This window comes from Ruegeria sp. AG6, from assembly GCF_056541565.1.
Window position 1 is genome coordinate 1007371 of record NZ_JBQFYQ010000001.1, and the last position, 13401, is coordinate 1020771.

Here is a 13401-nt window from a genome sequence, read left to right on the forward strand (position 1 = left end):
TCTAGCCGTTTTGCGTCGCAAGGTCACTGGCCAATCAGGGATTTGCGGATCACATCCTGCTGACGCCAGTCTTCGATCCCCTGAAAGATCCCCAAGGCCATTTTCGCCCGCCACTTCGAATCCCTTAGGTTTTCCCGATCTCTGGGGCTGGACAGAAATCCAAGTTCGACCAAAACAGACGGAATATCCGCCGCCTTGAGAACCGAGAACGAAGCGGTCCGCAGCGGTTTGCGGTTCATCGGCCCGCCTTGCTGGGCCATCCCGTTGGCAATCGCGCTGGCCAGTGACCTGGTCCGCGGCATCGTTTCCTGGCGCGCCAGATCAAGTAGAACATCGGCCACCTGATCATCGGCACCATTCAGATCGATACCCGAGATCAAATCCCCCCGATCATGCCGCTCGGCCAGTTTTGAACTGGCCACATCCGAAGCATCGGCAGACAAGGTATAGACGGCAGCTCCGTGGGCCTGACCTTCCGACAGGGAATCCGCATGCAACGAAATGAACAGATCCGCGCCAGCCCGATGCGCCAGGGCAATCCGGCGCTCCAATGAGACGAACTGGTCGTCAACGCGGGTCAGGACCACCTCATAACCTTCTGATCGCAAGAGAACTTCGCGCAGTTCGCGGGCAAAGGTCAGCATCAGGTTTTTTTCATCAACGCCATCGATTTCGGCACCCGGATCGATCCCGCCATGCCCCGGATCGAGCATTACGCGCAACGGCCTGTCTGCCGAGCGCGCCGATGCCTGCGGCACATCAGCCGGCTCCGGCAAGTCCCATCCCGGGTTGCGCGGCGCACCTGCGGTTGCGTTGAACGTATCAAAATCCGTGCCCTTGAGGTTCAGAGACAGCAGAGCCGCCCCCGAATCCTCGGCAACCGTCAACTCGGCAGTGTCTACGGCCATCGGAGCGCCCAGTTCCAACACCAACCGCGACCAACCCGGAACATAGGCCCCGAATTGCACGCCGCTGACGCGTTCGGATTGCAGGAAATCCGTTCGGTTCAGCCCGGTCCAGTCCACTTCGTTGAAGTCCAGAACCATCCGGTACGGATCCTGCAAGGTGAAGATCCGGTACGGCACCCCCTGGCTCAGGCCGATATCCACGCGAACGCCGGTTCGCCCCACATCCGTGATGCGGCTCTGGTCGGGCTGAACGCGTGCCAGCGCGCTGAAATCCTGCGCGACGGCACTGCCGCACAACGCCCAGATCAGGGCGATGCAAATGAAGATCCTGCTCATGGCCTCAAGTTTTCCCGAGATCGTTTGCCGGGCAGCCTATACCACAAGGGCTGATTTGTGAACGGCTCAGGCAGGTTCCCCGATCACCTTCCGCTGGGTCATGAACAAGCGCAACCGTTCCAGCCCGTCCTGAATGTCGGCCGTCGAACGCGCATAGGAAAAACGCAACGTCGTATGGCCGCGTTGCGGATCGAAATCCAGACCCGGCGTGACCGCGACACCGGCCTTGTCCAGAATCTCGGCCGCAAATGCGCGGCTGTCATCGGTCAGGTCAGACACGTCGGCATAGACATAGAAAGCCCCGTCCGGAGGCGCGATTTTCGTAAAGCCCGCCTTGGGCAGCCCGTCCAGCATCAGGGCGCGGTTTCGGCGGTACACGTCCAGATTGGCTTGCAGCTCGTCCTCGCAATCCATCGCGGCCAGTGCGGCAACCTGACTGGCATGCGGCGCGCAAATGAACATGTTCTGGGCTATCCGCTCGACAACGCGCACCTGATCCTCGGGCACGACCATCCAGCCCACGCGCCAACCGGTCATCGAGAAATACTTGGAAAACGAGTTGATCACATAGCACTCATCCGTCAGTTCCAGTGCGGTCACGGCCTTGGCCTCGTATTCCAGACCATGATAGATTTCGTCGCTGATGAAGGATGCCCCCTGCCCGTGTGCGGCTTCGATCAGCGACCCCATGGCGGCGTGATCCAGCATCGTGCCGGTAGGATTCGCCGGAGACGCCACCATCAGCCCCTTCAGGCCCATTCCCTGAATATCCGCTGCCACGGGTTGCAGACGGTTTTCAGGCGCGGTCGGCAGATCGACCGGCACCAATCCAAGTGCCCTGAGAATCTGGCGATAAGACGGATACCCCGGCGCACCGATTCCGACGCGATCCCCGCTGTCGAACAATGCCGTGAAAGCCAGCAGAAACCCGCCGGACGATCCGGGCGTGATGACCACGCGCTCCGGGTTCAGGTCCACGTCGTACCACTCACCATAAAGCTGCGCGACACGCTTTCGCAGCGCAGGCAAGCCCAGAGACACCGTATAGCCCAACGGGCTTTGATCCATCGCCTTCGCCAGCGCCTCGGTCGCGCCCTTGGGGGCGCCGGTTCCGGGCTGGCCAACCTCCATGTGAATCACATGGCGGCCCGCTTCTTCCGCACGGCGCGCGGCTTCCATCACGTCCATCACGATGAAGGGATCGACCCCGGACCGGGTTGAGTTTCTCATGCCCATCTCCCATGTTGCAGCCATGGCTTTTGAACGCGTATCCCTGCTGACGTCAATCCCGGCTCTGATCCTGTCGGTTGGTGTCTGGCTGGCGGCGGCAGCGCAATCCCATGGGCAAAGCCTGATCCGCGACCCCGATATCGAGCGTGGCCTGCGCGAGCTGGCCTTTCCGGTTCTGCGCGCCGCCGGTCTGAACACCAATCGGGTTCAAATCCTTGTGGTCAATGACAACACGTTCAATGCATTCGTCATCGACTACAACGCCATCTATTTGAATTACGGGCTGATCCTTACGGTCGAAAGCCCCGAAATGCTGCAAGCGGTGATCGCGCATGAGGCCGCGCATATTGCGAACGGCCATCTGGCCCGCCGCGCCGAAAACCTGAAGGCGGCGCGGCGCAATGCGGGCCTTGGTACCGCTTTGGCCCTGCTTGCGGCTGCGGCCGGAGGGGGTGAAGCCGCCATTGGCATCGCCGCAGGCACCCAAGGCGCCGCAATCCGCAGCTTTCTGGGCCATACCCGCGCCGAAGAGGCCTCGGCCGACCGAAGCGCTGCAAGCTATCTGCGATGGGCTCAGATTTCCCCCAGCGGCATGGTTGATCTGCACAGGAAATTCGCGGGTCAGGAGTTGCTGAGCGTCGCCAATCAGGACCCGTACATGCGGTCGCATCCCACCAGTCGTGAACGGTTGCGCGCCGCCGAAGCGTTTCTGGATGAGTTCGGCGACAAGGCCGTTCCGAATGCCAATGCCGACTACTGGTTCGCCCGCGTCAAAGGCAAATTGTCGGCCTTTTTACGCTCACCCAGCTGGACATTACGGCGCGCAAAAGAAGAAACCGCCCAGGACATCCGCCTGATGCGCGAGGCTTCGGCTTATCATCAGAACCGTGATTTGGATCGCGCGCGCCGTGCCATCGACAAGGCCCTGACTCTGCGCCCGAACGACCCCTACTATTATGACCTGAAAGGGCAAATTCTGCTGGAAAACAGGCAAATAGGCGCGGCTGTTGAAGCGTATGGGAACGCTGTTGAAATGGCTCCGAACGATGCGCTGATCCTGGCTGGCTACGGGCGGGCGTTGCTGGCGCAGGGCCAAACCAAACAGGCCCTGAGCGTGCTGGAAAAAGCCCGCGCCCGGGACTACCGGAACGCCAGGCTGTTGCAGGATCTGGGTGTTGCCTATGCTCAGGTCGGCAATGATGGTATGGCGTCGACCGTGACGGCAGAGCGTTATGCGCTGCAAGGGCGGTTGAAAGATGCCGGAATTCACGCAAAACGCGCCGTGGCACGTCTGCCCGAAGGCTCACCGGGTTGGCAAAGGGCACAAGACGTGTTGATTGCATCGGAACGACTCGACAAAGACAAAAGGAAACGGAAATGATCCTCAGACATGCTGCACCCGCCCTTCTGGGGCTTTCCTTGGCGGCGACCTCGGCGCAGGCGCTGGACTTGAACGCGATGAACGATGCCGAGAAGGCGGAATTTGGTGCCCAGGTGCGCGAATACCTGCTGGAAAACCCCGAAGTGATCATCGAAGCCATCAACATTCTGGAAGAGCGCAATGCCGTCGCCGAAGCCGCGGCGGACAAAGAACTGGTCGCCGCCAATGCGGATGAACTGTTTGATGACGGGTACAGCTGGGTTGGCGGCAACCCGGATGGCGACATCACGCTGGTCGAGTTCATGGACTACCGGTGTGGCTATTGCCGCCGGGCCGTTCCCGAAGTTACCAGCCTGCTGGCAGAAGACGGCAACATCCGCCTTGTGATCAAGGAATTCCCCATCCTTGGTGATGCGTCTGTGCTGTCCTCACGTTTTGCCGTGGCCACCAAACACGTGGCGGGCGACGACGCATATAAGCAGGTCCATGATGCCCTGCTGGAATTCACCGGCGAGCCAAGCGAAGTTGCCCTACGCCGCATCTCGGACGGTTTGGGGCTGAACAGCGACGAGATCATCGCGGCGATGGACAGCGATCGCGTCACGGATGAGATTGCGCGCACCCGTGCTCTGGCCCAGCGGATGCAGATCTCGGGCACACCTTCGTTTGTGTTGGGCACAGAGATGCTGCGTGGCTATTTGCCAGCCGATCAGATGCAGCAGATCGTTAACGGTATACGTGCCGAACGCGGCTAAGGCCGGATCTGTCGGCAACGTGCCATGAAGCGGCGGGAATTTCTGGTGGCCGGAGGAGCGTTGGGTATGACGGGTTTCTCTGGCCAGTCAATTGCGCAGCCCGCGACCGGCTTCCGCGTGCCGGCCGAAGACGCCCGGCATCATTGCACTTTCATGCAATGGCCGGTCAGCCGAACCGTCTATCGCGATCCCGTTTTTCTGGAAATGGTACAGGGGACCATTGCGGAAATCGCAAACACGATCTCTTTTTTTGAACCCGTCACAATGCTCGCCGGATCGGAACATCACGCAGATATCAGCAAACGGCTTTCTGCGGCGGTCGAGATCTGGGATGTCCCGACCGAAGATCTGTGGTGCCGGGACGCAGGCCCGGTCTTTGCGATCAACGACCGTGGCGCGCTTGCGGTCCAGCAGATCCAGTTCAATGGGTGGGGAGGAAAACAGGTTCACGCACATGATGCGAAAATTGCCGGCAGAGTGGCCGAAAGGCTGGGTCTGCCCCTGTTGCCGACCGGGCTGATCGGCGAAGCCGGTGGCGTCGAGCAGGATGGGCATGGGACGCTAATGGCGCATGAAAGCTCGTGGGTGAATGACAACCGCAATCCCGGCCTCACCCGGGACGAGATCGAAGCCCGGTTGTTGGCGGCCTATGGGGCCAAACGCATGATCTGGTCCGAAGGTGTCTGGGGCGAAGATATCACCGACTATCACATTGACAGTTTGGCCCGCTTTACCGGCCCCGGTCGCGGCATCATCAACCTGCCGGATGAACCGGACAAATATGACCCTTTCAACATGGCCGCGCTGGACACCCATGATCGTCTCATTGCCGCGGGCATCGACATGGACGTGATACCCGAGCCGCATTTCCGCCGGGTCGAAAACCTGGATTTCGTGGCCTCTTATGCCAATTACTACGTCTGCAATGGCGGTGTGATTGCGGCCCGGTTCGGAGACTCGGAAACAGACAGGATCGCGTCGGAAACGCTTGCAAAACACCACCCCGGGCGTGAAGTCGTGACGCTTGACGTGGATGTGCTGGGAGAGCTGGGTGGCGGCATCCATTGCGCTACACAACAGATGCCCGGTTTTTAAATGTCGTGAAGAAACAGGCTATTCAGCCGCTTCAGCCGCCGCATCCAGTTCAGCCGCCTTTTTCTCGACCTCTTCCACGATGTGATCGATCATCTGATCGTTCGACATTTTGTGGCTGGCTTTGCCGGCCAGATAGACCATGCCGGACCCTGCACCGCCGCCGGTGAAACCAACATCGGTCATCAGCGCTTCGCCCGGGCCGTTGACCACGCAGCCGATGATCGACAGGGACATCGGCGTCTTGATGTGTTCAAGGCGATGTTCCAGCGCCTCGACGGTTTTGATGACATCAAAACCCTGTCGCGCGCAGGATGGGCACGAGATGATATTGACACCCCGATGACGCAGGCCAAGGGATTTGAGGATTTCAAACCCGACCTTGACCTCCTCCACCGGGTCAGCAGACAGGCTGACGCGGATCGTGTCGCCAATCCCCATCCACAGCAGGTTGCCTAGCCCGATGGCCGATTTGATCGTGCCGCTGACCAGCCCTCCGGCCTCGGTAATGCCCAGATGGATGGGGGCATCCGTCGCCTCGGCAATGCCCTGATAGGCCGCGGCCGACAGGAACACGTCGCTGGCCTTTACGCTGATCTTGAACTCGTGAAAATCATTGTCCTGAAGGATGCGGATATGTTCCAGCCCGCTTTCGACCATCGCTTCGGGGCACGGCTCGCCATATTTCTCAAGCAGGTGCTTTTCCAGGCTGCCCGCGTTCACGCCGATGCGGATCGAGCAGTTGTGGTCGCGCGCCGCCTGAATGACTTCTTTTACACGGGTTTCGTCTCCGATATTGCCGGGATTGATGCGCAGACAGGCAGCGCCTGCTTCGGCGGCCTCGATCCCGCGCCGATAGTGGAAATGGATGTCCGCAACGATGGGCACCGGGCTTTCGCGCACGATCTCTTTCAATGCCTTGGACGACGCCTCATCAGGAACCGAAACGCGAACGATGTCAGCGCCAGCCTCAGCCGCCGCCTGTACCTGCGCCACGGTCGCCGCCACATCGGTGGTCAGCGTGTTGGTCATGGTTTGAACGGCAATGGGTGCATCGCCACCGACGGGGACGTTGCCGACCATGATTTGACGGGATTTACGACGATAGATGTCGCGCCATGGGCGCACGTGATTGAGGGACATAAGGACGGATCCGCGTCTGCCTGAGTTGCGATTGTAGATAGTTCGGCAACAGGGTTATCGCAATGGCTAGATCACTCGGCGGGCGTTTCTGTCGCCTCGGTTTGCAGTTCCGCCACCAGTTGCTTGAGCGCACTGTTCTGTTCCGCCTCCAGATCGGCGACGGCATAGGCCTCGGACACGGCGTCTTTCGACAGAACAACACCCTTGGCGACCGTGCCCGGAGCACCCGCCGGGCCGTAATGTTCACCGTTCATCGCGAAATATACCGATCCCGACGCGCCCGCACGCAATGTCGGCGGTTCTTCCGTCAGGGGCACTTCGAATACACTGCCCTGCTCGACGGTTCCCAGTGTACCTTCGAAAATGACGCTGCCATCCGCAGCCGTCACGCGCATCCATGCCGGATCAACCGCCACGATCTTTAGCGTGGTATCGATCTGTTCGACCACTTGCGGCAAGGCCGGTTTTTCGACCGTGTGCAGTTCAGCCACTTCGAACTTCGGCAATTCGGGCGGGCGGAAGGTTCCAACCTCGCGCGGATCAAGCGTTGAGATCGGAGCATCCCGCGCAACCAGCACCGGAACATCCAGTGCCTGCGGACGATAGAGACGGTCCAATGCTTCGGCGCTTGCCACTTCCGTAACATCATCTGACAATTTTCTGCGCACCGCATCCAGCGGATCCAGATCAGACAGAACCACCGGTGCCTGTTCAACCGGGCTGACCTGAACTTGCTGAATCTTGTTCAAAACAGCCCAACCGCCATAGCCAATGCCACCGATCACCGCGAGCAAAACCAGCGACGAACCGATTGCGCGAGGTTCAATCTGGCTGACCAGAGACTCCTTGCCCGGAATATAGGGCGTATTGGGCGAAATGAACGGATCCCGCCCCATCGGGCCGCGCGCAGGCAGAGCCCCCGAAGGTTTCCGCACCACCGAGGCCTCTGCGGACATGCCATGCGCAACCTCAAATCCGCTTTCCTTGCAGAAAGACGCGAAGGTCTCATCAGGGTTCATACCCAGATAGCGCGCATAGGAACGCACATACCCGGCGATAAAGCCGGGTGTATCAAACGCATCAGGGTCAGCGTTCTCAATTGCAGCGATATAGTTGGCTTTGATCCGCAGCTCGCGCTGAACATCCAGAAGAGATTTGCCCATCGTTGCGCGTTCACCGCGCATCTTGTCGCCTAGGCGAACTTCGTAGTCGTCAAACCCCTTTGGTCTGACATCTACGTCCTCTTCGGATTCGCGCTGAGATCTGCGCCCAATCATCCCTGCTGCCCCATTCTGCCTGTCGCGTATTTCGCGTAAGTGGCGAATCATCCCCAGAATGATTCGTCTACTCGTTTTGTTAGCGTAAGCTTAACACGCGGCAAACTCGTTGCACACTTTGGCGTTAGGTTATCCGGCAAGTTCGGCGCGATTTAGCGCACAATGTGACCAAAGTTCGTCCATCGCCTGCACCAGACGGTTCATTTCGTCGGGTCCATGCACCGGAGACGGGGTAAAACGCAGACGCTCGGTTCCGCGCGGGACGGTCGGGAAATTGATCGGTTGCACGTAAATGCCATAATCGTCCAGCAGCATATCGCTGAGCTTCTTGGTGTGCACCGGATTGCCGACGATCACAGGCACGATATGGCTGCCGTGGTCGATCAGCGGAAGGCCCATTCCCTTCAGCCGCAGCTTGAGGATCTTCGCCTGAGTCTGGTGCTGCTCGCGCAGCTCAGACGCGGTTTTCAGGTGCGCAACGGATGCAGCAGCTCCTGCGGCAACTGCCGGCGGCAACGATGTCGTAAAGATAAAGCCCGGCGCATAAGACCGCACGGCATCGCACATCTTTGCGCTGGCGGCGATATAGCCCCCCATGACGCCATAGGCCTTGGCCAGAGTGCCATTAATGATGTCGATCCGATGTGCCAGCCGGTCACGCTCGGTCACGCCGCCACCGCGCGGGCCATACATGCCCACCGCGTGCACTTCGTCGATATAGGTCAGCGCGCCGAATTCATCTGCCAGATCGCAGATTTCTTCGATCGGACCAAAATCACCGTCCATCGAATAGACAGATTCAAAGGCGATCAGCTTGGGTGCGGCGGGATCGTCCGCCTCAAGCAATTCGCGCAGATGCGCCACGTCGTTATGACGGAAGATGCGCTTGGCCCCGCCGTTTCGGCGCACCCCTTCTATCATCGAAGCATGGTTCAGCGCGTCAGAATAGATGATCAGCCCCGGAAACAGCTTGGGCAGCGTGCTGAGCGTGGCGTCGTTGGCGATATACGCGCTGGTGAACAAAAGCGCGGCTTCCTTGCCATGCAGATCTGCCAGCTCGGCCTCGAGCCGTTTGTGATAGACCGTTGTCCCCGAGATGTTGCGCGTACCGCCCGACCCGGCACCTGCGGCTTCGACCGCCTCGTGCATTGCGTTCAGAACAACAGGGTGCTGGCCCATGCCCAGATAGTCATTGCCGCACCATACGGTGATGTTCTGCTGCGAGCCGTCCGGGCGCGTGCGCACCGCGTGCGGAAAATGACCGTTGCGACGTTCGATATCGATAAAGGTCCGGTAACGTCCTTCGTCATGCAGCCTGGCAATCGCTGAATCGAGCTGAGCAGTATAGTCCAACGGACCCTCCTTGAATGCCCGTTTCCGGTTTCCCTTGGGCAATTAGTCTGCCACATCCCACAGCTTAACCTGTATCAGCAGCTTTGTGTTACTTTATTCAGCTGGTTACAGCCGAACAGGTGAACCCAACTTTGATTTGCATCAAATATAAGTTTGCAATGCTCACGGCAAGTAGAGTTCCGGCTATCGGACGCGTGGAAACGACGCAGCCCGCGCAACGTCATTCGCGGGCTCGTGATTGCATGAACAATTCAGATCAACCGCTCTGGACGGCGCTGTCAACGCTGCTAGGGTTCGCCCGAACACTGACAAGCAGGAGATCCCCATGTCGCTAGACACCGTGCTGAACCGGATTGACGAAGATCTGCAAACCTCGATCGACCGCCTGATGGAGCTGCTGCGCATCCCTTCGATCTCAACCGATCCCGCGTACAAGGCCGACGTCAGCCGTGCAGCCGACTGGCTGGTTGCCGACCTCAACAGTATCGGAATTGCAGCAGAAAAACGGGAAACTCTGGGGCACCCGATGGTCGTAGGCCATGTGGGCGAGGACTCGGATGCACCCCATATCCTGTTTTATGGCCATTATGATGTGCAACCTGTCGATCCGTTGAACCTTTGGACGCGCGACCCGTTCGACCCCGCCATCGAAGATACCGAGCACGGCCCCGTTATCCGCGGGCGCGGCGCATCGGACGACAAAGGTCAGTTGATGACATTCGTCGAAGCCTGCCGCGCCTGGAAAGCGGTGCACGGATCCCTGCCCTGCCGCATCACCTTCTTCTTTGAAGGCGAAGAGGAATCCGGCTCACCCTCTCTGGTCCCCTTCCTCGAAGAAAACGCGGCCGAACTCAAAGCGGATCTGGCGCTGGTTTGCGATACATCCATGGTATCGCGAGGTGTTCCGTCGATTGCCGCGCAGCTGCGCGGCATGCTGAAGGACGAGTTCACCATCATCGGGCCCCGCATCGATCTGCACTCCGGCCATTACGGTGGCCCGGGGCTGAACCCGCTGCGCGAGCTGTCGAAAATCGTTGCCTCATTCTATGATGACGAAACCGGGCGTGTCGCGGTCGATGGTTTCTATGAAGGCGTTCATGAAGTGCCCCAGGACCAGCTGCTCCAGTGGCAGAATTGCGGCTTCGATGTAGCGGATTATCTGAATTCGGTCGGCTACACCCAGCCGCACGGCGAAAAAGCCTATTCGACGCTCGAACAGCAATGGGCGCGCCCAACACTTGAGGTGAACGGGCTCTGGGGCGGATACAATGGCGCAGGCTCGAAAACCGTTATCCCTTCGGAAGCGCATTGTAAAATCACGTGCCGACTGGTCGGCGACATGGACCCCGACGCGCTGCGCAGCAATATCCGCAAACATGTCGAGGATCGCCTGTCCCCGGATGCAAAAGTTGTCTGGGACAACGATCTGGAAGGTTCGCCCGCTTCGGTCATGAATATCGATCGCCCGGAATTCGAAGCCGCGCGCAAAGCACTGTCGGACGAGTGGGACCGCGAAGCGGTGTTTACCGGCATGGGCGGCTCGATCCCCGTCGTCGGGTACTTCAATACCGTTCTGGGGCTGGATTCGATGCTGGTCGGCTATGCCAACGAGGACGACGCCATCCATTCGCCGAATGAGAAATACGACGTCAAGAGCTTTCACAAGGGCATCCGTTCGTGGGCCCGCATTCTGGATGCTTTGAACCAGTAACGGATTTCAGCGAGGCTCTGCCTCGCGCTCCGGGATATTTGCCGCCAGATGAATAAAGGATCCCTTGTTCATCTGGCACAAAATATCCCGGGGGAGCCGCGCGCAGCAAGGCGGGGGCAGAGCCCCCTGCCCGACCGCAACACGCGTATGACGTTACATATGGATCACGCGACCATACGCATCCAACACGCTTTCATGCATCATTTCTGACAGAGTCGGGTGCGGGAAGACCGTGTTCATCAGGTCTTCTTCGGTGGTCTCCAGCTGCCGCCCAACCACATAGCCCTGAATCAGTTCCGTGACTTCCGCGCCGATCATATGGGCCCCCAGCAATTCGCCTGTCTTGGCGTCGAACACGGTTTTGATCAGACCTTCCGGTTCGCCCAGAGCAATGGCCTTACCGTTGCCGATGAAGGGGAAGCGACCGACTTTGATGTCGTAACCCAGCTCTTTGGCCTTGGCTTCGGTATATCCCACCGAGGCCACCTGCGGCTGACAATAGGTACATCCGGCGATGCTTTCGGGCTTGACCGGATGCGCATGCTGGCCCGCGATCAGATCGGCAACCATGACACCTTCGTGGCTGGCTTTATGTGCAAGCCAGGGCGCGCCCGCGATGTCACCGATCGCATAAAGGCCATCGACGCCGGTGCGGCAATATTCATCCGTCACCACATGCGTGCGGTCGATCTTGACGCCCAGTGCCTCGAGCCCGAGGTTTTCGACATTCCCAACAATCCCGACAGCCGAGATAACGGTGTCGAACTCGTGCTTTTCAACCTTGCCCTTGACCTCGATATGAGCGGTGACCTTGCCCTTGCCGCGATCCAACTGCTTGACCATGGCTTTTTCCATGATGGTCATGCCTTGCTTGATGAAGGCTTTCTTGGCCAAGGCACTGATTTCCGCATCCTCCACGGGCAACACGCGGTCCATCACCTCGACCACCGTCGTGTCGGCCCCCAGCGTGTTGTAGAAACTCGCAAATTCGATGCCGATCGCGCCCGAGCCGATGACCAGCAGTTTCTTTGGCATCCGGGGCGGTTGCAGCGCGTGCTTGTACGTCCAGACCAGATCGCCGTCAGCCTCGAGACCGGGCAGTTCGCGGGCCCGTGCGCCGGTTGCAAGAATGATGTTCTTGGCCGTCAGTTCTTCGGTGCCCTTGTCGGTCTTGACGCTGACTTTGCCTTTTGCGGGGATTGTTGCCTCACCCATCACCACGGCGACTTTGTTCTTTTTCAGCAGATGGCCGATGCCGCCCGAAAGCTGCCCGGCAACACCACGGGACCTCTTGACGACCGCGTCCAGATCGTAACCGATCTTGTCGGCCTTCAATCCGAAATCCTTGGCGCGTTCCATCAGATGGAACACTTCGGAGGACCGCAGCAATGCCTTGGTGGGAATGCACCCCCAGTTCAGGCAGATGCCACCAAGGTGCTCGCGCTCGACCACGACGGTTTTCAGACCAAGCTGGGCCGCACGGATGGCGGCGACATAGCCACCGGGGCCAGCTCCGATTACGATCAGATCATAGGATTGTGCAGCCATGTGTTCCTCTCGGCGCAGGTGGTGAAAATTTAGTTTACCATTAAACTATTTCCAGAAACGCATCAACACGCCTTCCCGCGACAAATGAGACGCAAGGTAAACCATGCCTGAATGTGCGGATTTCAGCCTATACCCCGGCCCGCGCTATGGCTAGAACGGAACTGCCGACGCCGCTCGGACATTCGTGAAGACATTGAATTCAAGGGGTTTACCATGGCCAAAACACTGAAAGATCTCGCGCTTGCTCTGCTTAACGCAACTTTGATACTTGTGGCGCTTTGCTTGTTTTTAGGCTGGAAGCTGGCATCGAAAGTCGAAAGCGTCTCGGCAGAATTCTCAGCGGCCGTACAGGTTCTTGCCCCTTTTCGGGATGAGGCGAAGGGCATTCGGGGCGAACTTTCCGCGTTGCGTGACGATTTGGCGACGCTGATGAGGGAAAACCAGGTTACGGACAGTCAAACCGCTCAAAATATCCAGGCAACATTGCGACGCCTGAACGCGGTTGACCAAAAGCTACAAACAGCGCAGGAGCGATTCACAGAACTTGCGGAGACACCAGAGGTTCTGATCGCCCAAGCCATACAGGCCGGAGCAGACATCGCATCCGAACGCGTCCTGGCGTTCAAAGGATGTGAGCCGGGATCCTGAAGCGCCCCGCGCGAACAAC

At 59.1% G+C, this 13401-nt stretch carries 11 protein-coding genes; 5 read left to right on the forward strand and 6 right to left on the reverse strand.

The features are described from left to right. Positions 1-23 precede the first annotated feature (23 nt). Entirely contained in the window at positions 24-1244 is a 1221-nt protein-coding gene (locus ACR0I0_RS05025) for an N-acetylmuramoyl-L-alanine amidase (protein WP_480490417.1), read from the reverse strand. A gap of 66 nt (positions 1245-1310) precedes the next feature. After that, on the reverse strand, positions 1311-2474 hold the full coding sequence (locus ACR0I0_RS05030) for a pyridoxal phosphate-dependent aminotransferase (protein WP_171631774.1): 1164 nt from the start codon (positions 2472-2474) through the stop codon (positions 1311-1313). Between ACR0I0_RS05030 and ACR0I0_RS05035 the strand changes: the two genes are divergently transcribed. Genes ACR0I0_RS05035 through ACR0I0_RS05045 form a run of 3 tightly spaced genes read left to right on the forward strand, consistent with a single transcriptional unit; the run spans position 2473 to position 5705 of the window. Then, positions 2473-3855 carry a M48 family metalloprotease gene (locus tag ACR0I0_RS05035; protein ID WP_171631770.1) on the forward strand — a complete coding sequence of 461 codons (1383 nt, stop codon included), beginning with the start codon at positions 2473-2475 and terminating at the stop codon, positions 3853-3855. The two genes, ACR0I0_RS05030 and ACR0I0_RS05035, sit on opposite strands and share 2 nt — an antisense overlap. Further along, complete coding sequence (locus tag ACR0I0_RS05040) at positions 3852-4610, forward strand: DsbA family protein (protein ID WP_171631767.1); 759 nt, start codon at positions 3852-3854, stop codon at positions 4608-4610. The genes ACR0I0_RS05035 and ACR0I0_RS05040 overlap by 4 nt, the downstream gene beginning before the upstream one ends. A 24-nt stretch (positions 4611-4634) precedes the next feature. Continuing rightward, positions 4635-5705, forward strand: coding sequence for an agmatine deiminase family protein (locus ACR0I0_RS05045; protein ID WP_480490419.1), 1071 nt, complete (start codon positions 4635-4637; stop codon positions 5703-5705). Between the two features lie 18 nt (positions 5706-5723). Here ACR0I0_RS05045 and ispG read toward each other — a convergent pair whose 3' ends face one another. The 3 genes from ispG to hemA all read right to left on the reverse strand — a co-directional run bounded on the left by ispG (position 5724) and on the right by hemA (position 9475). Further along, positions 5724-6845 carry a flavodoxin-dependent (E)-4-hydroxy-3-methylbut-2-enyl-diphosphate synthase gene (gene ispG, locus ACR0I0_RS05050; RefSeq protein ID WP_171723081.1) on the reverse strand — a complete coding sequence of 374 codons (1122 nt, stop codon included), beginning with the start codon at positions 6843-6845 and terminating at the stop codon, positions 5724-5726. Positions 6846-6916: 71 nt separating this feature from the next. Then, on the reverse strand, positions 6917-8122 hold the full coding sequence (locus ACR0I0_RS05055) for a helix-turn-helix domain-containing protein (protein ID WP_480490422.1): 1206 nt from the start codon (positions 8120-8122) through the stop codon (positions 6917-6919). 129 nt (positions 8123-8251) lie between these two features. Further along, entirely contained in the window at positions 8252-9475 is a 1224-nt protein-coding gene (gene hemA, locus ACR0I0_RS05060; protein WP_152458284.1) for a 5-aminolevulinate synthase, read from the reverse strand. 325 nt (positions 9476-9800) lie between these two features. Here hemA and ACR0I0_RS05065 point away from each other — a divergent pair, with 325 nt between their 5' ends. Beyond that, positions 9801-11186, forward strand: coding sequence for a M20/M25/M40 family metallo-hydrolase (locus tag ACR0I0_RS05065; protein ID WP_480490424.1), 1386 nt, complete (start codon positions 9801-9803; stop codon positions 11184-11186). A 153-nt stretch (positions 11187-11339) separates the two neighbouring features. Here ACR0I0_RS05065 and lpdA read toward each other — a convergent pair whose 3' ends face one another. Then, positions 11340-12734, reverse strand: a complete 1395-nt coding sequence (gene lpdA, locus ACR0I0_RS05070) for a dihydrolipoyl dehydrogenase (RefSeq protein ID WP_171723078.1) — start codon at positions 12732-12734, stop codon at positions 11340-11342. 213 nt (positions 12735-12947) lie between these two features. Here lpdA and ACR0I0_RS05075 point away from each other — a divergent pair, with 213 nt between their 5' ends. After that, on the forward strand, positions 12948-13382 hold the full coding sequence (locus tag ACR0I0_RS05075; RefSeq protein WP_480490426.1) for a hypothetical protein: 435 nt from the start codon (positions 12948-12950) through the stop codon (positions 13380-13382). Positions 13383-13401: the final 19 nt, after the last annotated feature.